We start from the raw sequence: 21,391 nt of genomic DNA on the forward strand, positions 1-21,391 counted from the left end.
GCCAAGGAACACCATGACCTCGACTGGAACACCGCCCCGCACCGATGGAGTCGTCAGCGTCGACGGCTCGGCGTCGGCGGGGCGGCCGGTCAGCACCAGCCCGGAACAGACCAGAGACGACCTCATCGAGCGGGCGGCCCAGCAGGCGCCCGACATCGCTGACCTGATTCGCCTGTACTTCCGCTACATCCCGCCCGAGGAGGTCATCGGCGACGACCCGGTCGACCTCGTCGGCGCGGTGCGTTCGCACCTTCGGTTGGCCGAGCAGCGGGTCAAGGGCAGGCCCGCGGTGCGGATGCTCAACCCGGCCGCTGCCACCGACGGGTGGAGCGCGGCGGGCACCGTCGTGCAGATCGTCACCGATGACATGCCCTACCTCGTGGAGTCGGTCAGCGCCGAGCTCGTGCGCCGGGGGGTGCAGGTCCAGCGCGTGGTGCACCCGATCGTGGTGGTGCGCCGGGACCTCGCGGGCACCCTCAAGCAGGTGCTGCCGACCTGCGACGTGGCGGACCCGCCGACCGACGCGTTCGCCGAGTCGTGGATGTACATCGAGGTGGACCCGATCACCGACCCGGACAAGGCCCGGGAGATCGAGAACGGCCTGCTCAGCGTCCTCAACGACGTGCGCGAGGTCGTCGAGGACACCGACAAGATGACCGGGACCGCCACGGCACTGGCCGACGAGCTGGAGGCGTCCCCGCCGCCGGTCGACGGCGAGGAGGTCAGCGACGGCGCGGCGCTGCTGCGCTGGTTGGCCGACGGCCACTTCACCTTCTTGGGGTACCGGCGCAACGAGCTGGTGTCCGACGACGGTGATCACGCCCTGCGCGCGGTGCTCGCGTCCGGCTTGGGTGTCCTGCGTCAGGACAGCCTCGCCGCGCGGAGCCTCACCGCCGGTCCCGATTCGGTGGCGCACGCGCTGGCTCCCCGCCTGCTCGTGCTCACCGAGGCCAGTGCGCCTTCGACCGTGCACCGCTCGACCTACCCGTACTACGTCGGCGTCAAGACCTTCGGCGAGGACGGCAAGGTCAACGGCGAGCACCGCTTCCTGGGTGTGTTCACCGGCAACGCGCTGCACGAGGACGTCCTCGACATCCCCGTGGTGGCGCGCCGGGTGCGCGAGGTGATCCACCAGGCCGGTTTCCCGCTGGAGTCGTACTCGGGGCAGCGGATGCTGGAGGTCATCCAGAACTGGCCGCGCGCGGAGCTGTTCTCCACCACCGAGGACGCCCTCTACGCCACGGCGACCGGGGTGCTCGCCCTCGCCGACCGGCGCCGGTTGCGGTTGTTCCTGCGCCGCGACCCGTACAACCGGTTCTTCTCCTGCCTGATCTTCCTCCCCCGCGACCGCTACACCACGACGTCCCGCATCGCGATGCAGGAGGTGCTGCTCGACGAGCTCGGCGGCACCAATCTGGAGTTCAGCACCCGCCTTGGCGAGACGCCGCTGGCGCAGGTGTACTTCATCATCCACACCGAGCCGTCCCGGGCCGTGGACCCGGACGCGCAGCGGATCCAGGAGCGGCTGACCGAGGCCGTGCGCGGCTGGGACGACCGGTTGGTCGAGGCGGTGTTCGCCGAGCAGCGCGAGCAGGCCGAGTCCGGCTCGTCGTTGGGCCCGGAGTCGGCCACCGAGCAGGGGCAGCGCTACGCCAGCGTGTTCCCGGAGGCCTACAAGGAGGACTTCACCGCGACGGAGGCGCTGGCCGACCTGCACCGGCTGCGCGGGCTCAGCGGCGAGTCCGACCTGAAGATGTCGTTCTACGTGCCGCAGGGCGCGGCGCCGGGGGAGCGGCGGTTCAAGCTGTACCTGACCGGCGAGGGGATCACCCTGTCGCAGGTGCTGCCGGTGTTGCAGAACATGGGCGTCGAGGTGGTCGACGAGCGCCCGTACGAGCTGCGCCGCGAGGACGGCACGCGGTGGTGGATCTACGACTTCGGCCTGCGGATCGAGCCCGCGGTGCTCGAGGGCCGCGACGCCGACCAGTTGGACCGGCTCAAGGTCGACTTCCAGGAGGCGTTCGCCGCGATCTGGCGCAATGACGCCGAGCCGGACCGGTTCAACGCGCTGGTGCTGCGCGGCGGCCTCTCCTGGCGCCAGGCCGTGGTGTTGCGCGCCTACTCGCGCTACCTGCGCCAGGCGGGCACCCCGTACTCCCAGGAGTACATCGAGGACGCCGTCCTGGCGCACACGGGGATCGCGACCGCGCTCGTGCGGTTGTTCGAGGTCACCTTCGACCCGACGCTGTCCGAGGAGTCCAGGACCGCGCAGGCGAGCACCAGGGTCGCGGAGATCTCGGAGCTGATCGACGGCGTCACCAGCCTGGACGAGGACCGGATCCTGCGCAGCCTGCTGACCGTGATCCGGGCGACCCTGCGCACCAACTACTACGTGCGCGACGCCGACGGCGCGCCCAAGTCGTACCTCGCGGTGAAGTTGGAGCCGCGTGCGGTGCCGGACCTGCCCGAGCCGCGGCCGCGGTTCGAGATCTTCGTGTGCTCGCCGCGGGTCGAGGGCGTGCACCTGCGCTTCGGTGCCGTCGCCCGCGGTGGGCTGCGCTGGTCGGACCGCAGGGAGGACTTCCGCACCGAGGTGCTCGGCCTGGTCAAGGCGCAGGCGGTCAAGAACGCGGTGATCGTCCCGGTCGGCGCCAAGGGCGGTTTCGTGGTCAAGCGCCCGCCCGCGGCCACCGGTGACCCGAGCCTGGACCGCGAGGCGTACCTGGCCGAGGGCATCGCCTGCTACCGCATGTTCATCTCCGGCCTGCTCGACCTGACCGACAACCTCGACGCCGGTCAGGTCGTGCCAGCCAGGGACGTGGTGCGCTACGACGGCGACGACACCTACCTGGTGGTCGCGGCCGACAAGGGCACCGCGACGTTCTCCGACATCGCCAACGAGGTCGCGATGAGCCGCGGCTTCTGGCTGGGGGACGCGTTCGCCAGCGGCGGGTCGGTCGGCTACGACCACAAGGCGATGGGCATCACCGCCAAGGGCGCGTGGGAGGCCGTGAAGCGGCACTTCCGCGAATTGGGCCTCGACACCCAGACGCAGGCGTTCACCGTGGTCGGTGTCGGTGACATGTCCGGTGACGTGTTCGGCAACGGGATGCTGCTCTCCGAGCACATCCGGCTGGTGGCCGCGTTCGACCACCGGCACGTCTTCCTCGACCCGAACCCGAACCCGGCCGTCGGCTTCAACGAGCGCAAGCGGCTGTTCGCGCTGCCGCGCTCCTCTTGGGACGACTACGAGCGGTCGCTGATCAGCGAGGGCGGCGGTGTCTACCCGCGCACGCTCAAGGCGATCCCGATCACGCCGCAGGTGGCGCGGGCGTTGAGCCTGCCGGAGGACACCGGGAAGCTCTCCCCGCAGGAGTTGATGCGGGCGATCCTGCTCGCCGAGGTCGACCTGCTGTGGAACGGCGGCATCGGCACCTACGTCAAGGCCAGCACCGAGAGCCACGCGGACGTGGGCGACAAGGCCAACGACGCGCTGCGGGTGGACGGCGCGGCGCTGCGGGTCAAGGTGGTCGGCGAGGGCGGCAACCTGGGGTTGACCCAGCGCGGCCGGGTCGAGTTCGCGCACACCGGCGGCAAGATCAACACCGATGCGCTGGACAACAGCGCTGGCGTGGACTGCTCCGACCACGAGGTCAACATCAAGATCCTGCTCGACCACCTCGTCCGCGAGGCCGAGCTGGACCGGGCCGGTCGTGACGCGCTGCTGGCGGAGATGACCGAGCAGGTCGGCGAGCTGGTGCTGACCGACAACTACCGGCAGAACGCGGTGCTCGGCGTCAGCCGCGCGCACGCCGGGCCGATGCTGTCGGTGCACGCCCGCCTGGTCGACCACCTGGAGCAGGACCAGGAGGGCTTCGACCGCAGGCTTGAGGCGCTGCCCTCGCGCGAGCAGTTCAAGGCGATGGAGAAGGCGGGCGACGGCCTCGCCTCGCCGGAGCTGGCCACCCTGATGGCGCACGTGAAGCTGGCGCTCAAGGAGGACGTGCTCGCCAGCGACCTGCCCGACCAGGACGCGTTCGCCCGCAGGCTCGGCGAGTACTTCCCGAGCAAGTTGTGCGACCGCTTCGGCCAGGCCATCGGGGCGCACCCGCTGCACCGGCAGATCACCACGACGCTGCTGGTCAACGAGGTCGTCGACGGCGCGGGCATCTCCTACGCGTTCCGCCTTGCCGAGGAGATGAGTGCCAGCGCGACCGACGCGGTTCGCGCGTTCGCGGTGGCGACCAGGGTCTACGACCTGAAGTCGCTGTGGGCCGAGATCGACGCGCTCGACAACGTGGTGGCCACCGACGTCACCGACGCCATGGTGCTGGAATCGCGGCGGCTGCTCGACCGGGCCTCCCGGTGGCTGCTGTCGAACCGGCCGCAGCCGCTGGCCGTCGGCGCCGAGATCACCCGCTTCCACCGCGTGGTCGGGGTGCTCGCGCCGCAGGTGCACGACCTGCTGCGCGGCCGGGCCCGCGAGGAGGCCGACGCCGACGCGGCCAGGATGATCGAGGCCGGAGTGCCGGACGGGCTCGCCAAGCGGGTCTCCGGTCTGCTCGACGAGTACGGCCTGCTCGACATCACTGAGGTGTCGGAGCTGGCCGAGCGGGACGCGGGCGTGGAGTCCGAGCGCAGCCCGCTGGAGACCGCGCAGCTGTACTACGCGCTGTCCGACCACCTCAACATCGACCAGATGTTGACCTCGGTCAGCGCGCTGGAGCGCGGCAACCGCTGGCACGCGCTGGCCCGCCTCGCCCTGCGCGACGACCTGTACGGGTCGTTGCGCGCGATCACCCTGGACGTGCTGCGGCAGGGCGACCCGGGTGAGGCCCCCGAGGCCAAGATCGCCACCTGGGAGCGGACCAACGCTTCCCGGCTGGCGCGGTCGCGGGCCGCGCTGGAGGAGATCCACGCCTCCGGCAGGCTCGACCTGGCCACCCTGTCGGTGGCCGCGCGCCAGGTCCGCAGCATGGTGCGCTGAACACCCAATGCTCGATGGGGCGGACCAAGTTCGCCCCATCGAGCCCTGGTCGCGGGCCGGATCGGCGCGCGACCAGGGGCCGCTAGGGTTTCCCGGTAACGGTGGACGGTTGCTGGGAGGGATAGTCGTTGGGTGTCTTCGTCGCCGAGGTGCGGCCGCGCTGGTCGGACATGGACCTGTTCGGGCACGTCAACCACGCCAACACGGTGACGTTGTTGGAGGAGGCCCGGGTAGACCTGCTGTTCCACGAGGCTGCGCTGCGCGGGGCCGATGACCTGGCGCGGGGTGTCGTGGTCGCGAAGCTCGTCGTGGACTACCGGGCCCCGCTCTACGCCAACGGCGGCGTCTTACGCATAGAGATGTCTGTTCGAGAGATCCGCGCTGCGTACTTCGTGCTCGACTACGCCGTCCGCAGCGGCCCTAGCGAAGTGGACCCGGTAGCGGTCACCGCGTCGACGACCCTGGCGCCGTACGACCTCAAAAGCGGCAAACCTCGCCGCATCACCGACACCGAGCGGGATTTCCTCGCCGCCTGGCACAGCGGGGGCAATGGTGGCTGACCTGCGTTTCACCGACCCGTCCGAGCGCGACGACCTGGGCGCGTTCGTGGCCAGGGCGGTCCGGCTCGACCAGCAGGCCGTGGTGCGGCTGCGGGCCCGCCCGGACGACGGCACCGACCGGGGCGACTTCATCGACGCCTGGGTGGCCACGCCGTTCGACGTACTGGCCACCCGCACCGCGCGCGGCACCCTCGACCCGTCGGACATGACGGTGTCGGGCAACGAGCTGCTCGCCGCGCTCGCCGTGGTGCGGGGTGACCGGCTCGACCCGGGGCCCTCGCGCGACATGCTGTGGCGCTCGGCGCTGCCGCCCACCCGGCACTGGCAGGTGGTGGACCTGCTGCCCGCCGCGATGGTGTCGGAGCTGGCCGACAAGGGGATCGCCGTGGCGCGGGAGAACGTGGGTCCGCAAGGGACCCCGCCCGCGTCGCTGTTGGACCAGACGGTGCTGACCGTCTCCGGTGACGGTCTGGAGATCAAGGTGCCGCTGCGGTGCCTGTTCGCCTTGTCCGGCATGGGTTTCCTCGCCGACGGCGAGGACGAGCAGATCCGGGTGACGGCGACCGACGCCTGGATGCGCTTGGACGCCCGCTACGGCGCCGTGGTGCGCCGCAGGCATGCCCTCTTGCCGCTCTTGGTGTAGATCAGTCAGACAGCTCTAGATCAGCCAGACAGCGGTTTCCGGTGGGAGATCGGTGCCGTCGATCGGCCCTGAGGCCAGCAGGACCTCGCCGGGCGGGAGCGGTACCGGTGCGCCGGAGGTGTTGAGCGCGCAGATCAATCCGCCGCCCTTGCGTCTATAGGCGAAACAGCCTGGGGGAGCGCCGTACCACTCCAGCTCCGTACCGGCGAACCCGCTGTGCGTCTTGCGCAGTTCTAACGCCTGCCTATAGAGCGACAACATCGAACCCGGGTCCTCAAGCTGCGACTCGACAGTGAGCCCCGCCCATTCCTGCGGGATCGGCAGCCAGGTGGACGTGCCCTCGGAGAACGCGAACGGCGGCTCCGAGCCCTCCCACGGCAGCGGCACGCGCGCACCGTCCCTACCGCGATCTGTGTGCCCCGAGCGCTCCCACAACGGATCCTGCAGAGCCCAATCCGGCAGGTCCACATTGGGCAGGCCGAGCTCTTCGCCGTTGTAGAGGTACACAACGCCGGGCAACGCCAACTGCACCAGCGCCATCGCCCGCGCCCGACGAGCACCCACATCGCCCCCGCCGTAGCGGGTCACGTGCCGCACCACGTCGTGGTTGGACAGCGTCCACGTCGGCGGCGCAGGGGACCGCGACACCGCCTCCAGCGACATGTCGATCGCCCGCCGCACCGCGTCGGCGTCGAAGTCCGCGTCCACCAACGCGAAGTTGAACCCCAGGTGCAGCTCGTCCGGCCGGACGTACCTGGCGAACTGGGCGTCGGTCCGCACCCAGATCTCCCCGACCGCCATCGACCCCGGGTACTCGTCGGTCACCTTGCGGATCAACCGGTGCACCTCGTGCACCTCGTCGTTGTCGAAGCGCGGGTCGTCCACCCCGTGCGTCTGGGCCCCCGTCAGCGACCGCAGGTACTCCGGCATGTCCGGCAGCCCGGCGGGTTTGGCCATGCCGTGCGCCACATCGATGCGGAACCCGTCGACCTCGCGGTCGAGCCAGAACCGCAGCGTCGTCACCAGGTCCGCGCGGACCTCGGAGTTGTCCCAGTTCAGGTCCGGCTGCTGCGGGGCGAACAGGTGCAGGTACCACTGCCCGTCCGGCACCCGCGTCCACGCGGGCCCGCCGAACACGCTCACCCAGTTGTTCGGCGGCAGCGAACCGTCGCCGCGGCCGTCGCGGAAGAAGTACCGCTCCCGCTCCCGCGACCCGGGGCGGGCCGCCAGCGCGTCCTGGAACCACCGGTGCTGGTCGCTGCTGTGGTTGGGCACCACGTCGATGGTGACCTTGATGCCGTGCGCGTGCGCGTCGGCCACCAGCCGGTCGAACCCGGCGAGGTCACCGAAGAGGGGGTCCACCTCGCGCGGGTCGGCCACGTCGTAGCCGTGGTCGGCCATCGGCGAGCGGAAGAACGGGGTCAGCCACAGCGCCTCGACCCCCAGCAGTTCCAGGTAGCCCAACCGGGACCGGATGCCCTCCAGGTCGCCGACCCCGTCGCCGTTGGCGTCGGCGAAGGAGCGCACGTAGACCTGGTAGAACACCGCCCGCCGCCACCACTGGGGGGTCTGCTCGCGCTGCTGCTCACCCGAGGGGTCCGGCTCGGCGGATCGTCGCACGGTTGTCCATCCTGCCCTCGGTACCGCTGGCTCGCCCAGCGCCTGTGATCTTGAACTTTGTCAGACCCAGCTGTTGAGCAAGCTGTTCGCCGCCATCTCCAGGTACTGCCACAGCCGGGCCCGGTGCGCCTCGGCCAAGCCCGCGGTGTCCACCGCGACCCGCATGCAGCGCAACCAGGCGTCGCGCTCGGCCGGGCCGATGGTGAACGGCTGGTGCCGCATCCGCAGCCGGGGGTGGCCCCGCCGGTCGGAGTAGGTGTGCGGCCCGCCCCAGTACTGCATCAGGAACAGCCGCAGCCGCTCCTCGGCCGGACCGAGGTCCTCTTCCGGGTACATCGGCCGCAGCAGCGGGTCCCTGGCCACCTCTTCGTAGAAGCGACCGACGACCCGGCGGAAGGTGTCCTCCCCGCCGACCGCGTCGTAGAAGTTCTCGGTGGGGGAGTCGGGTTCAATCGGAGTGCCCACCGCCCCATCCTCGCGCACCGACCGCTAGGCCGGGGCGGTCGGGGGGAACAGCCTGCCCATCGGCGGCTGGATCCCGGCTTCCTCCACCGCGCCCATGGCCCGCGCGCGCAGCGCCCGCTGCACCGCCCACTGCCTGCCGGGGCGCACCTTGACCGTCATCCGGACCGTCACGCTCTCCGGGGTCACCTTCTCCACACCGAGCACCTCGGGCGCCTCGATCACGTCGGAGGAGAACGGCTCCTCGCCCGCGACCTCCTTCGACACCCGGTCCAGCAGCGCGATCACCACGTCCACGTCGGCGCCGTAGCCGACCGGCAGGTCCACCACCGCCACCGCGAAGCCCTGGCTGGAGTTGCCGACCCGCAGGATCTCGCCGTTGCGCACGTACCACACGGTCCCGTTGACGTCGCGCAGCGTGGTCACCCGCAGCCCCACCGCCTCGATGGTGCCGCTGGCCTCACCGACGTCGACGACGTCACCGACCCCGTACTGGTCCTCGAGCATCATGAAGATCCCGGACAGGAAGTCCTTGACCAGGTTCTGCGCGCCGAACCCGAGCGCGACGCCGACGATCCCGGCCGAGGCGATCACCGGACCCAGGTTCACCCCGAGCTCGCCGAGCGCCATGATGAACGCCAGCCCGTAGACGATGAACGTCACCAGCGACTTGAGCACCGAGCCGATCGTCTTGGCCCGCTGCTGGCGCCGCTCGGACACCAGCGCGCCCAGCGCCTGCGGCGCGCGTTCCTTCAGCGGCCGCAGCAGCGCGGGGGTCTTGCCCTCGCCGGAGGTCAACCGGTCGATCAGCCTGCGCACCAGCAGCCTGATCACGAACGCCACGATGAAGATCAGCAGGATCTTGAGCGGCTTGGCCACCAGCCACCCGGCCGAGGCGGCCAGCCACTCGTTGCCGGTCAACCGCCACACCTCGGCGCACCACGAGCCGTCCTCGGTGATGCACTTGGGCGGTTCCATGGTGAACGGCAGTTGGGTCGACAACGGCTGGGAGAAGAGGGAGGCAGTCATCGGCGCCGACGATAGCCGGCCCCCCGGACCCGGTCGAGGCGGGTGTCCACAAGCGGCGTTCACCGGGATTTAGCTGGGTGATCCGGGACACGTCACAGAACACACGTGCGTTCGGGGGTCGGTGTGTGGTCGACTTAGCCCAGCACCGGTGGAGGTGGTCGAGTGCCAGACCGACAACCGACCCGCTCCGGCGCGCCCTCGGGGCACGCGCCGGGGCCGACGCTTTGCCCGGATCCGGACGCCTCGGCGCCGGATGTGGTCGCTTCGCGCGCCCGGGCCGCCCCGATCCCGATCCCCGTACCGCTCCCGGTCGTCCCCTCGTGGGGCAGGCGCCGGGTGCTCCTGCTCAACACCACGTTCGAGCCACTGACCGCGTTGTCGCTGCGCCGCGCCGTGGTCCTGGTCGTCTGCGGCAAGGCCGAGGTCGTGCACGGCGACCCGGCAGGCAAGGTCGTGCACTCCGCGACCTCGAGCGTGGTGATCCCCTCGGTGATCCGGCTCAGCAGCTACGTGCGCGTCCCCTACCGGGGTCGGGTGCCGCTGACCCGGGCCGGGTTGATGCACCGCGACCGCTACCGCTGCGCGTACTGCGGTGGTCGGGCGGAGACGATAGATCATGTCGTGCCGCGCAGTCGGGGCGGGCAGCACACGTGGCATAACTGCGTGGCGTGTTGCGCCAGGTGCAACCACCGCAAGGCGGACAAGATGCTGTCGGAGCTGGGCTGGCGGCTGCGGGTGGTCCCCACCGCGCCGCGCGGCCCGCACTGGCGGCTGCTCGCAGGCGTGGTCGACGCTGACCCGCTGTGGCTGCCGTACCTCGGAGAGCCCGCCGCTTAGTCGAGGCGTTAGTACTTAGGCGGCAGTACTTAGGCGGCGGTGACGCGCGTGCCCGAGGTGACCCGGGTTCCCCTGGTCACCCGGGTGCCGCGCGTGACGCGGGTACCGCGCTCCTGCAGCGTGACGCGGGTGCCCCTGGTGACGCGAGTGCCGCGCTCGGCCGCGGAAGTCACGCGGGTGCCACGGGTGACTCGAGTCCCGCGGGTGACCCTGGTGCCGCACTCCATAAGAGAGGTGACGCGGGTTCCCCGCGTGACTCGCGTGCCACGAGTGACCCGGGTGCCGTTGACGAGCTCCGCCGTCACCCGCGTGCCCCGGGTGACCCTGGTGCCGCGGGTGACCCGCGTTCCGCACTCGAGCAGCGACGTGACGCGCGTGCCCCGGGTGACCCGAGTGCCGTTGATGAGTTCTGAGGTGACCCGGGTTCCCCTCGTGACCCGGGTGCCGTTGATGAGTTCAGCCGTGACTCGGGTTCCGCGGGTGACTCGGGTGCCGCGGGTGACTCGGGTGCCGCGGGTGACTCGGGTTCCGCGGGTGACGCGGGTGCCGTTGATGAGTTCCGCTGTGACTCGGGTGCCGCGGGTGACTCGGGTTCCGCGGGTGACGCGGGTGCCGTTGATGAGTTCCGCTGTGACTCGGGTGCCGCGGGTGACTCGGGTTCCGCGGGTGACGCGGGTGCCGTTGATGAGTTCCGCTGTGACTCGGGTGCCGCGGGTGACTCGGGTTCCGCGGGTGACGCGGGTGCCGTTGATGAGTTCCGCTGTGACTCGGGTTCCGCGGGTGACGCGGGTGCCGTTGACGAGCTCCGCCGTCACGCGAGTGCCCCTGGTGACCCGGGTTCCCCTCGTCACGCGGGTGCCGTTCTCGAGCAGTGCTGTCACCCGCGTCCCACGCGTGACCCTCGTGCCGCACTCGAGCACCGACGTGACGCGCGTTCCCCTGGTGACCCGCGTCCCGCGCTCCGCCGCCGTCGCCCTGGTGCCGCGGGTGACCCAGATACCCAGGTCGGATCCCGTGACCCGCGTGCCGCGTTCCACGGCGGTGACGCGGGTTCCGCGGGTGACCCTGGTGCCCCTGTCCGCCCCGGTCACGCGGGTTCCCCTGGTGACTCGCGTGCCGCGCTCCGCCGCGGTCACCCTGGTGCCGCGGGTGACCCGGGTGCCGCGCCCGGCCGAAATCCCCCTGGTGTGCAAGGTCACCTCCGTGTCACCCTGGAGGGCGGTCACCCGGGTCCCGCGGGTCACCCGGGTCCCCCGTCCCGCCAGGGCACCGCCACCCGGTTGCGTGTAGTCGGCCATCTGGGTGATGATCATTGCCGCGTCGTGGGAAGCGATGGTGTACATGGGGTGGCCTCCTGAGGGCGGTTGCGCATCGAGAGAAGCGGAGGAGTCGTTTCGCAAGGGCCGTACAGGTGAAAGCTATGACTCAGATCGGTAACCGACAAGACGTCGGCAACCCCCAAGGGCCCTGGCGTGCGCGTTTGAGGCCGTTCGCCCCTTGTTGATAGGCCCAAAGAGCTACCGTCTCGGCCGTCTCTCGGCCCAGCAGCTTTACCAAGGGAGCACCAACCGCTCACGTGGCGCGACCACCGGCTGGTCGGCTGGAGCAGTGCTCGCACCCGTGATCGCATCGCGAGGCCGTCTCGGCCGGTCAGCGCCCTGTCGGCTACCGTATCCGCTGTGACGCTCGTCGAGACCCTTCTCGTCTTCGCGGCGGTCCCGCTGGCCATCTACGGCGTGATCGCCCTCATGACCCTGCGCGAGAGGTTCGCCAAGGCACCCCGGTACCGCCCCGGCCAGGAGTGGGAGCACGAGCCGGTGTGGTGGACGGCCAACCCCGCCGGCCTGGGTTCCGCCCACGCGGGCACCGCCGAGGCGGGCACCCCGGTGCACACGGCCAAGGGAGGAGCCCGTGGTGGCTGGTGACCTCGTCCGGCACGAGCCGGACGTCCTGGTTGAGGACCCCGAGCACGGCTACGGCGCCGTCCGCACCATCAGCGGCCGGGTGTCGGTCGCCAAGCAGCGCGAGGTGGCCCCGCCGGGCCTCCCGTTCTCCACGGTCGCGCTGACCCGCCTCGACGAGGCCCTCACCCTGTCCTCCCGCGCGACCGGCATCGGTTTCAGCGTGTACCTGGGCGACCTGGGCGCGGACACCCGCGCCCGCGCCGAGGACCTGCACGCCGCCATCGGCGCGAACTCGGCGGAGTCGGTCCTGCTGGCGGTGTCCCCCGGCCAGCGCAGGGTCGAGATCGTCACCGGCACCGAGTCCGCCCGCAGGCTCACCGACCGAGGCTGCAACCTGGCCGTCATGAGCATGGTCGCCTCCTTCAAGGAAGGCGACCTGGTCGGCGGCCTGGTCAGCGCCCTCCGCATGCTCGCCGACCAGGCGGGCCACGCCCCCAAGCACTAAGAGCAAACGCCCGAGAGGCCCCGGACCACATCGGTCCGGGGCCTCTTGCGCATTCGCTCTTAGTGCTCGGCGATATCGATCACCAAACCCGCTCGCGGAGGCCACCGCCGATGTCGCACCGCCACCCCCCATTCGGCTGGTCTCCCCACCCCCACTCGCCCCCGACCTGCCACTCCCTCTATCCACAACCCCCCACAACCATCCCCAGCTTTCCGCCACCCCCTTCCCCGCCCTCGCTCCCCGGTACACTGGCACCGGGGACGCCCCCCCCAGAGGTGCGGTGGGGGATGGGACGCGACTGGGCAGGCTTTGGGCGAACGAAAGAGGCCCCTGACCGCTGTGGCCCGGGGCCTCTTCGCATTTCGCTCTCAAGCGTCGCCGAGTTTGGCGGGCAGGCAGTGCTCGGCAATGTCGATGCGCCAGTCGACACAGTTGGCGGAGGGCATTTCCCGCCACCCACCCGGCTCGCACCGCCACCCCCATTCGGCTGGTCTCCCCACCCCCACTCGCCCCCGACCTGCCACTCCCTCTATCCACAACCCCCACAACCATCCCCAACTTTCCGCCACCCCCCTCCCCGCCCCCAACCCCCGATACACTGGCGCCGGGGACGCCCCCCAGAGGTGCGGTGGGGGATGGGACGCGGCCGGGCGGGCTTAGGGCAAACGCAAGAAGCCGGGCCGGTGGTCCAAAGCCCTCGTTGGAGACATCGAGTTCGCGGGCAGTGAGTGTGCGGCCTGTAGGCCCAAGGTGGCGGCGGGCGGGGTGGTCGCCTGTCCGCCAATGGTTCGGCGGCGGTCGCCGCGGCGGCATCGTCCAAGCTGAAGATGTGCCTAGCGCCAATGCAAGAGGCCCCAGACCACAGTGGTCCGGGGCCTCTTGGCGTAAGAGGGCTGCGGCGCGAGCGCCGCAGCCGGTGTGCCTCTAGGAGCCGTCGAACTCGCGGGCGGCGAGGGCGCGGACGATGCCGGCGCGACCCTCCGACACGAGCCTGCGGAGGGCGGGTGGGTGGTCGCCTGCCAGCCACTGGTCGGCTGCGGTCACGGTTTCCGACCGTACCGCCCAGGCCGGGAACAGGCCCAGGGCGACCGACTGCGCCCGCTCGCTGGAGCGCCGCGCCCAGACACCCGCCACGTCGGCGAAGTACTGCGGGGCGTAGGACTGCAGCAGGGGCCGTTGGGCCGGGTGCGAGAAGCCGCCGATGATGGCTTCGTTGATGGCGTTGGGCAGGTCGTCGTCGTGGATGGCGCGGCGCCAGGCTTCGGACTTGCCCGCTTCGGTGGGCCGCAGCGAGCGGGACCGCTCCGCCTGCCGCTGTCCGGCCGCGGTGGAGTCGCGCTTGAGCTCGGCGTCGATCTCGTCGTCCCCGGCGGCGCCGTGGGCGACGAGGGCGTGCAGCAGGCGCCAGCGCAGGTCGGTGTCGACCAGCAGGCCCTCCAGCTCCGCCGTGCCGTCCAGCCAGCCGCGCAGCACGCCCAGCTTGGCCTCGTCGAGCACGGAACCGGTGAGCGCGTTCACCAGGGCCAGCTGGTGGTCCGAGCCCGGCTGCGCGGCCAGGGCCAGCTCCAGCACGCGGTCGGTGAACTGCTGCCAGCCGGTCGGCGCGAAGTCCGGGTCGGCGTAGGAGGTGATCGCGGTCTGGGCCTGCAGCAGCAGCCGCTGGACCACGCCGACCTCGGTCTCGGCCTCGAGGCCGTGGCAGACCAGGGTGACGAAGTCGCGGGCCTTGAGCTCGGCCTCGCGGGTCATCTCCCACGCCGCCGACCAGCACAGCGTGCGCGGCAGCGGCTCGGTGATGTCGCCGATGCGGTCGATCAGCGTGGTCAGCGAACCCGGGTCGAGGCGCATCGTGCAGTAGGTGAGGTCGTCGTCGTTGACCAGCACCAGCTTGCCGCTCTCGATGCCGACCAGCTCGGGCACGTCGGTGCGCTCGCCGTCGACGTCGATCTCCACCCGGTGGGTGCGCACCAGCTTGCCCACGGTGTCGGTCGCGTCGTCGTACACGCCGATGGCGACCCGGTGCGTGCGCAGTTCGCCCTTGCCCGGCTTGGCACCGCCCTGCAGGACCGCGAACTCGGTGAACCTGCCCTCGGCGTCGACCTCGAACTTGGCGCGCAGCGAGGTGAGCCCGGTGGTCTCCAGCCACTGCGCGCTCCACCAGGACAGGTCCCGGCCGGAGGCCTCTTCGAGCGCGGCGAGCAGGTCGGCGAGGGTGGCGTTGCCCCAGGCGTGCTTGCCGAAGTACACCCGCAGCCCGGACAGGAAGTTGTCCAGGCCGACGTAGGCGACCAGCTGCTTGAGGACCGCGGCGCCCTTGGCGTAGGTGATGCCGTCGAAGTTGACCTCGACGGCCTGCACGTCCGGGATGTCGGCGGCGACCGGGTGCGTCGAGGGCAGCTGGTCCTGCCGGTAGGCCCAGGACTTCTCGATGTTGGCGAAGCTGGTCCAGGCGTGCTCGTACTCGGTGGCGCTGGCCTGCGCCAGGACGCTGGCCCAGGTCGCGAACGACTCGTTGAGCCACAGGTCGTCCCACCAGCGCATGGTGACCAGGTCGCCGAACCACATGTGCGCCATCTCGTGCAGCACGGTCTCGCACCGGCGCTCGTAGGCGTAGCGGGTGACCCGGCTGCGGAAGACGTAGTCCTCCAGGAAGGTCACGCAGCCCGCGTTCTCCATGGCGCCCGCGTTGAACTCCGGCACGAAGCACTGGTCGTACTTGCCGAACGGGTAGGCGACGCCGAAGTTGTCGTGGAAGAACGCGAAGCCCTGCTTGGACTCGGTGAACAGCCGCTCGGCGTCCATGAACTCCGCGAGCGAGGCCCGGCAGTAGATGCCCAGCGGGATGGTGCCGTGCTCGTCGGTGAACTCGTCGCGCCACTCGGCGTAGGGACCGGCCACCAGTGCCACCAGGTAGGTGGACATCGGTTTGGTGGTCTCGAACACGTGCCGTGCGGTGCCCTCGACGTCGGCCACGTCGGTGATCGACTCGGCCGCGGCGTTGGAGATGACCTTCCACGACCGCGGGGCGGTGACCGTGATCGCGTAGGTCGCCTTGAGGTCGGGCTGGTCGAAGCAGGCGAACATCCGCTTGGCGTCGGCGGTCTCGAACTGCGAGTACAGGTACACGCCCTTGTCGACCGGGTCGACGAAGCGGTGCAGGCCCTCACCGGTGTTGGTGTACTGGCAGGTCGCCACGACGGTGAGCTCGTTGCGCTCGGCGAGGCCGGTCAGCTCGATGCCGTTCTCCTGCGCGTAGCCGGAGACGTCGAGCGCCACCCCGTTGAGCTCGGCGGAGACCACCGATTCGGCGACGATGTCGATGAACGTGCTGGCACCGGCCTCGCGGCTGGTGAACCGGACGGTGGCGCGGGAGGCGAAGGTCGTCTCGCCCGGCTGGCCGACGCCGTCGGTGAGGTCCAGCTCGATGGAGTAGGACTCCACCTCCAGCAGCGCGGCGCGCTGTTGGGCTTGGTCTCGGGTCAGGTTGGGCGCGGCCACGGCGAACACCTCGGCGAACTCGTCGGTCGGACTGGGGCGGGGAACAGCTGGGACTGCGGACTCTGGCTGGCTCACCGCTGACCCGCGCGCTGGCGGGTCGTAGATGACAATCGCATCCAATCACGCCCCGGCGGCCCGTGGTGCCCCCAACCATGGGGAAGCTTTCCCAGCGGCGGGGTGTTGCAGGGGTGGGGGAGCTCGCTCACGCCCACCACACGCGGCGAAGATCCAACTCTGGAGACCTTTCATGACTGCACCATCGGTCGGCAACACTGGGAACAAGACCACCAAGGTCGACTTCTACTTCGACCCGATCTGCCCGTTCGCCTGGATCACCTCGCGCTGGATCCTGGAGGTCGAGAAGCACCGTGACCTGGACCTGCGCTTCCGGGTGATGAGCCTGTCGGTGCTCAACGCCGACAAGCCGGACCTGCCGGAGCAGTACCGCGAGCTGCTCGACCGGGGCTGGGCGCCGGTCCGCGTGGCGATCGCCGCCGCGCAGCACCACGGCGAGGAGGTCCTGCGGGACCTGTACACGGCGCTGGGCACCCGGATCCACAACAAGGGTGAGAAGGACTACACCGAGGCGATCAAGGGCGCGCTCGCGGACGTGGGCCTGCCCGCCGAGCTGATCGAGGCCGGGACCAGCACCGAGTACGACGAGGCGCTGCGCAAGTCCCACCACGAGGGCATGGACCCGGTCGGCCAGGAGGTCGGCACCCCCACCATCCACATCGACGGCGTCGCCTTCTTCGGCCCCGTCCTGTCCGAGATCCCCCGCGGCGACGACGCCCTGGCGGTCTTCGACGGTGCGGTGGCCCTGGCCCGCTACCCCAAGTTCTTCGAACTCAAGCGCACCCGCACCGGCGACCTCAACTTCGACTAGCCCGCAGACCCCCCACGACAACCGGTTGCCCCCAACGCAACCGGTTGTCCACAGGGCTGCCTCCACCCCGGCGCCCCCTGCCCCCAACCCCGCCGGTTGTCCACAGGCCCCGTTCATCCCCCCCACCGCGCTGCTGCCCCCACTACCCTCGATTCGGGGGCTTGCTCACTCCGCTTTGATCTTGCTTTCCGCAGCGACCATCCCGCGCCCCCCACCACGCTGGCCAATCCCGCCCTGCGCAGCCCGCGTCCCCCCCCGGCGCGCGCCTTGTCTGTCCCCATCCCCGCCAGCTGTCCACAGGCCCGAGTTCACCCCCGCCCGCTGCGCCCCCACCGCCCTACCCTGGATTCGGGGGCTGCTCACTCCGCTTTGATCTTGCCGCTCGCGGCGGCCACCCCGCGCGCCCAAGCGCGCTGGCCCATCCCGCACACCTGCGCTGCCCGAGCCGCCCCGGTGCGTCCCCAACCCCGCCAGCTGTCCACAGGCCGGAGTTCACCGCGCCCACCGCGCCACCACCCGCACTACCCTCGATTCGGGGGCTGCTCAGCACGTGTTGATCTTGCTTCCGCGCCAGACGCGCCCACCACGCTGGCCCGTCCACGCCGTGCCGCTGTCCCCATGCCCGCCAGCTGTCCACAGGCCCAGCTTCACCCCGCTCCCCGCGCCCCACTCGCATTACCCTCGATTCGGGGGCTGCTCAGCGCGGCGCGACCACAGCGCCACCCGCCCGCATGTGCGCGACCCCGCCCCGATGTGACACTCTGGCTCCGAAATTGACTTCAGGTGTCACAAGGTGGAGGACTCATGGCTGCTCCCGTCACCATCCGCGCGGGTCATGTCATCGGCGGCACGCTGGTCGAGTCGGCCGGTGAGCGCATCGAGGTGGTCAACCCGGCGACCGAGGAGGTCATCGCGGCTGTCCCCGCGGGCACCCCGGCCGATGTGGACACCGCTGTCGCCGCCGCGGCTGAGGCGTTCGCGGGGTGGGCCGCGAGGGATCCCCGCGATCGCGCGGCCGTCGTGCGCAAGGTGGCCGAGGGGGTCATCGCCCGGCGGTCCGAGATCGCGGCGTTGATCACGGCGGAGATGGGGTCGCCGATCGGGTTCGCGACGAAGGTCCAGGCGAGCCTGCCCGCCGCGACGACCGCGGGGATCGCGGATCTGGTCGAGGGTGGGTACGCGTTCACCGAGGAGATCGGCAACTCCCTGGTCGTTCGTGAGCCGATCGGTGTCGTGGGCGCGATCACGCCGTGGAACTACCCCTTGCACCAGATCGCCGCCAAGGTCGCTCCCGCGCTCGCAGCGGGCAACACCGTCGTGCTCAAACCGAGCGAGGTTGCCCCCCTCAACGCCAACCTCTTCATGGAGATCCTCGCCGAGGCGGGTGTACCCGCGGGCGTGGTGAACCTGGTGCATGGCACCGGCCCGGTCGTGGGGGAGGCCATCGCGGCGCACCCGCGGGTGGACATGGTGTCGTTCACCGGTTCTACCGCCGCGGGCAAGCGCGTGTCGGCTGTGGCCGCGCAGACGGTCAAGCGGGTCGCGTTGGAGTTGGGCGGTAAGTCGGCCAACGTGGTCCTCGACGATGCCGACCTGGGTAGGGCGGTCAAGATCGGCCTGGCGAACACCTACATCAACGGCGGCCAGACCTGCACCGCGTGGACCCGCATGCTGGTTCCCGCCAGCAGGCACGACGAGGCCGTTGAGCTCGCGGTCGCCGCGGCGGCGAAGTACACCGTGGGGGACCCGCTCGACGAGGCGACGAGGATCGGCCCTATGTCCTCGGCCGCCCAACGCGACCGCGTGCTCGACTACATCCGCCTGGGTGTCGAAGAAGGCGCCGTTCTCGCCTATGGCGGCAAGACCGACGGCCTCCCCGAGCGCGGCGCCTATGTGCCGCCGACCATCTTCGCCGGGGTCCGCGCTGACATGCGGATCGCGCAAGAGGAGATTTTCGGCCCTGTTCTCTCGATCCTGCCTTACGCCGACGAGGACGAGGCTGTGGCGATCGCCAACTCCACCATCTATGGCCTGGCGGGCGCAGTGTTCGGCGCCGACCAAGACCGGGCGGTCGCGGTTGCCAAGCGCTTGCGCACCGGTCAGGTCGACGTCAACGGCGGTGCCTTCAACCCGGTCGCGCCTTTCGGCGGCTACCGGCAGTCGGGCAACGGCCGCGAGTTGGGTCGGTTCGGGTTGGAGGAGTTCCTGGAGGTCAAGTCCATCCAGCTGTAGTGGCCTACGCGACCCGTCCCCGCTCTAGCGCGGGACGGGTCGCCTCTTCCGGATAAGGGCTCTGCGCCAAGGCTTCCTCTATGGTCAGCGAGCCACTACGCACACCGTCGAAAAGTCCCGCGATGGCCGAGAGTTCCGCGCGCTGCGCACGCACGAACCCGGCGTCCACCGGCTCGCCGTGCCCCGGCACGACCACCCGGGGTGCTAAGTCCAGCAACACATCCAGCGCGGCGGGCCATTCCAGCGGGTAGCCGTCCTTGCCGATCGACGGCGGGGCGCCCTGTTCGACCGTGTCACCCGCGAACAGCACGCCCTCGTCCGGCACGTGCACCACGACGTCGTTGTCGGTGTGGCCGCGCCCGGGGTGCAGCAGCGTGACGACCCGGTCACCCAGGTCCACCTCGACCCGCGTGGACACCTCGTGCGTCGGCGCGACGACCCGGGCGGCCAGCAGCCGGTCGGCCAGGTGGTCCCGACCGGACTCGCGGTAGTGCTCCGCCCACGTCAAGGCCTGCGCCCGCGCACCCACGGCCATCTCCGCCGCGCACGCCGGGTGCGCCCACACGTCGGCGCCGGGGAACGCGGCGGTGCCGAGGAAGTGGTCCCAGTGCGCGTGCGTGATCACCACCGCCCACGGCACCGGGGTGATCTCGCGGACCGCCGCCGCCCACGCCGCGCCGTGCCGCTCGTCGGTGCCGGTGTCGACCACCAGGCAGCGGTCCCGGCCGACCACCAACCCCATGGTCTGGTCCAGTTCGGTGTTGCGGCTGGCGAACACCCGGTCACCCAGTTCGATCCATCGCATCCCGGCTTTCTACCGGATCTACAGCGAATTGACTGTAATCGCGACCACGCCAGCGCCCGGCTGCGCCCGCGCCGCACCCGGATGGCACACTCAGCCCGTGCGCGTATACCTGGGATCCGACCACGCGGGCTTCGAGCTGAAGACCCACCTCGTCGAGCACTTGACCGCGGCGGGTCACGAGGTCGTCGACGTGGGGCCGCACGCCTACGACGCCCTCGACGACTACCCGCCGTTCTGCGTGGAGACCGCGCGCCGCGTGGTCGCCGACGAGGGCAGCCTGGGGGTCGTGCTCGGCGGGTCGGGCAACGGCGAGCAGATCGCCGCCAACAAGGTCGCGGGCTGCCGCGCCGCGCTCGCCTGGAGCGTCGAGACCGCTCAGTTGAGCCGCCAGCACAACAACGCGCAGGTCATCGGGGTCGGCTCGCGGATGCACAGCACCGAGGAGGCGACCGCGATCGTGGAGGCCTTCCTCGCCACCGACTTCTCCGGTGACGAACGCCACCAGCGCCGCATCAACCAGCTCAGCGAGTTCGAGCGCACCGGCGAACCGCCCGCGCTCCCCGCCTGACCCTGCCGTCCCTTAGCTCGATGGGGTGAACTTCGCGTGCCCGAGGGTCACACCCTGCACCGGTTGGCGGGCTTGCACCACGACTGGTACGCGGGATCGCCCGTCCAGGTGAGCAGTCCGCAGGGCCGCTTCGCCGCTGACGCGTCCGTTGTGGACGGTGCGGTGCTCGAGGCGGCCGAGGCGCACGGCAAGCACCTGTTCCACTGCTATGGCCCCGATCGGGTGGTGCACATCCACCTCGGCCTGTACGGCACCTTCACCGACGGTGACACCCCGGTGCCCGAGCCGGTCGGCCAGGTCCGGATGCGCCTCGTCGGCGCCGACCGGTGGACCGACCTGCGCGGCCCGACTCGCTGCGAGCTGCTCACCGACGGGCAGGTCACCGCGCTGCGGGCCCGGCTGGGCCCCGACCCGCTGCGCGCCGACGCCGACCCGGAGCGGGTGTGGTCCCGGATCTCGCGGTCCCGTAGCTCGATCGCGGTGTTGCTGATGGACCAGTCCGTTGTGGCCGGTGTCGGCAACGTGTACCGGGCGGAGTTGCTGTTCCGCCACGGGGTCCACCCTTCGGTCACCGGCCGTGAGCTGGACCGGTCGGTGTGGGACGAGATGTGGGTGGACCTGGTGGCCCTCATGCGGTTGGGGGTCCACAGGGGACGGATCGACACGGTCCGCGACGAACACCTGCCTGAGGCCACCGGTCGGGCGCCGCGGCAGGACCGGCACGGCGGTGAGGTCTACGTCTACCGCCGAGCCGGGATGCCCTGCCTGATCTGCGGTACCCCGGTGCTCACCGAGGTCTTGGCCGCACGCAACAACTATTGGTGCCCGACCTGCCAACCCGGCTAAGAGCCACCC

16 protein-coding genes and 1 pseudogene are annotated in these 21,391 nt (G+C 70.7%); 10 read left to right on the forward strand and 7 right to left on the reverse strand.

Going from position 1 to position 21,391, the window contains the following annotated elements:
- Positions 1–13 precede the first annotated feature (13 nt).
- The 3 genes from JOD54_RS13420 (at position 14) to JOD54_RS13430 (ending at position 6,190) form a co-directional block, all read left to right on the forward strand.
- Positions 14–4,987, forward strand: coding sequence for an NAD-glutamate dehydrogenase (locus tag JOD54_RS13420; RefSeq protein WP_204450850.1), 4,974 nt, complete (start codon positions 14–16; stop codon positions 4,985–4,987).
- A gap of 128 nt (positions 4,988–5,115) precedes the next feature.
- Positions 5,116–5,547: an acyl-CoA thioesterase gene (locus tag JOD54_RS13425; protein ID WP_204450851.1), complete on the forward strand. Its 432-nt coding sequence runs from the start codon at positions 5,116–5,118 to the stop codon at positions 5,545–5,547.
- A complete protein-coding gene (locus JOD54_RS13430) occupies positions 5,540–6,190 on the forward strand; it encodes a DUF8185 domain-containing protein (protein WP_204450852.1) in 651 nt (216 codons plus the stop codon). Before JOD54_RS13425 ends, JOD54_RS13430 begins: the two co-directional genes overlap by 8 nt.
- Before the next feature lie 15 nt (positions 6,191–6,205).
- Here JOD54_RS13430 and JOD54_RS13435 read toward each other — a convergent pair whose 3' ends face one another.
- The 3 genes from JOD54_RS13435 to JOD54_RS13445 are packed head-to-tail and all read right to left on the reverse strand — an operon-like array spanning position 6,206 to position 9,301.
- A complete protein-coding gene (locus JOD54_RS13435) occupies positions 6,206–7,810 on the reverse strand; it encodes a glycoside hydrolase family 13 protein (protein ID WP_204450853.1) in 1,605 nt (534 codons plus the stop codon).
- A gap of 60 nt (positions 7,811–7,870) precedes the next feature.
- Positions 7,871–8,275: a globin gene (locus JOD54_RS13440; RefSeq protein ID WP_307859991.1), complete on the reverse strand. Its 405-nt coding sequence runs from the start codon at positions 8,273–8,275 to the stop codon at positions 7,871–7,873.
- A gap of 24 nt (positions 8,276–8,299) precedes the next feature.
- The gene (locus JOD54_RS13445) at positions 8,300–9,301 is read right to left on the reverse strand and encodes a mechanosensitive ion channel family protein (RefSeq protein ID WP_204450854.1); all 1,002 of its coding nucleotides are present in this window, start codon (positions 9,299–9,301) and stop codon (positions 8,300–8,302) included.
- 162 nt (positions 9,302–9,463) lie between these two features.
- Here JOD54_RS13445 and JOD54_RS13450 point away from each other — a divergent pair, with 162 nt between their 5' ends.
- Positions 9,464–10,138 (forward strand): HNH endonuclease, encoded by a 675-nt coding sequence (locus tag JOD54_RS13450; protein WP_307859993.1) that lies wholly within the window; start codon positions 9,464–9,466, stop codon positions 10,136–10,138.
- A 29-nt stretch (positions 10,139–10,167) separates the two neighbouring features.
- Here the strand turns inward: JOD54_RS13450 and JOD54_RS36000 are convergent, their stop codons facing one another.
- On the reverse strand, positions 10,168–10,443 hold the full coding sequence (locus JOD54_RS36000; protein ID WP_372440402.1) for a hypothetical protein: 276 nt from the start codon (positions 10,441–10,443) through the stop codon (positions 10,168–10,170).
- Between the two features lie 150 nt (positions 10,444–10,593).
- Positions 10,594–10,890, reverse strand: a pseudogene (locus tag JOD54_RS36005) (hypothetical protein); the annotation flags it as partial.
- A gap of 927 nt (positions 10,891–11,817) precedes the next feature.
- Between JOD54_RS36005 and ctaJ the strand changes: the two are divergent.
- Positions 11,818–12,063 carry an aa3-type cytochrome oxidase subunit CtaJ gene (gene ctaJ / locus JOD54_RS13465; protein ID WP_204450855.1) on the forward strand — a complete coding sequence of 82 codons (246 nt, stop codon included), beginning with the start codon at positions 11,818–11,820 and terminating at the stop codon, positions 12,061–12,063.
- Complete coding sequence (locus tag JOD54_RS13470) at positions 12,050–12,547, forward strand: DUF5130 family protein (protein WP_372440312.1); 498 nt, start codon at positions 12,050–12,052, stop codon at positions 12,545–12,547. Before ctaJ ends, JOD54_RS13470 begins: the two co-directional genes overlap by 14 nt.
- A 924-nt stretch (positions 12,548–13,471) precedes the next feature.
- Here the strand turns inward: JOD54_RS13470 and pepN are convergent.
- A complete protein-coding gene (gene pepN, locus JOD54_RS13475; RefSeq protein ID WP_204456262.1) occupies positions 13,472–16,045 on the reverse strand; it encodes an aminopeptidase N in 2,574 nt (857 codons plus the stop codon).
- A 247-nt stretch (positions 16,046–16,292) separates the two neighbouring features.
- Here pepN and JOD54_RS13480 point away from each other — a divergent pair, with 247 nt between their 5' ends.
- On the forward strand, positions 16,293–16,931 hold the full coding sequence (locus JOD54_RS13480; protein WP_204450857.1) for a mycothiol-dependent nitroreductase Rv2466c family protein: 639 nt from the start codon (positions 16,293–16,295) through the stop codon (positions 16,929–16,931).
- 804 nt (positions 16,932–17,735) lie between these two features.
- Complete coding sequence (locus JOD54_RS13485) at positions 17,736–19,163, forward strand: aldehyde dehydrogenase family protein (protein WP_204450858.1); 1,428 nt, start codon at positions 17,736–17,738, stop codon at positions 19,161–19,163.
- Between the two features lie 4 nt (positions 19,164–19,167).
- Here JOD54_RS13485 and JOD54_RS13490 read toward each other — a convergent pair whose 3' ends face one another.
- Positions 19,168–19,968: an MBL fold metallo-hydrolase gene (locus JOD54_RS13490; RefSeq protein ID WP_204450859.1), complete on the reverse strand. Its 801-nt coding sequence runs from the start codon at positions 19,966–19,968 to the stop codon at positions 19,168–19,170.
- Positions 19,969–20,065: 97 nt separating this feature from the next.
- On the opposite strand from JOD54_RS13490, the gene JOD54_RS13495 reads away from it, so the two are divergent.
- Entirely contained in the window at positions 20,066–20,536 is a 471-nt protein-coding gene (locus JOD54_RS13495; protein ID WP_204450860.1) for a ribose-5-phosphate isomerase, read from the forward strand.
- Between the two features lie 36 nt (positions 20,537–20,572).
- A complete protein-coding gene (locus JOD54_RS13500; protein WP_204450861.1) occupies positions 20,573–21,382 on the forward strand; it encodes an Fpg/Nei family DNA glycosylase in 810 nt (269 codons plus the stop codon).
- Positions 21,383–21,391 lie beyond the last annotated feature (9 nt).

The organism is Actinokineospora baliensis, from assembly GCF_016907695.1.
GTDB lineage: Bacteria > Actinomycetota > Actinomycetes > Mycobacteriales > Pseudonocardiaceae > Actinokineospora > Actinokineospora baliensis.

What these genes read in the sequence shown, in the direction of transcription:
- JOD54_RS13445 (WP_204450854.1), bottom strand. Translation starts at nt 9,301, where the DNA reads ATGACTGCCTCCCTCTTCTCCCAGCCGTTGTCGACCCAACTGCCGTTC.
- JOD54_RS13485 (WP_204450858.1), top strand. Translation starts at nt 17,736, where the DNA reads ATGGCTGCTCCCGTCACCATCCGCGCGGGTCATGTCATCGGCGGCACG.
- JOD54_RS13420 (WP_204450850.1), top strand. Translation starts at nt 14, where the DNA reads ATGACCTCGACTGGAACACCGCCCCGCACCGATGGAGTCGTCAGCGTC.
- JOD54_RS13480 (WP_204450857.1), top strand. Translation starts at nt 16,293, where the DNA reads ATGACTGCACCATCGGTCGGCAACACTGGGAACAAGACCACCAAGGTC.
- JOD54_RS13490 (WP_204450859.1), bottom strand. Translation starts at nt 19,968, where the DNA reads ATGCGATGGATCGAACTGGGTGACCGGGTGTTCGCCAGCCGCAACACC.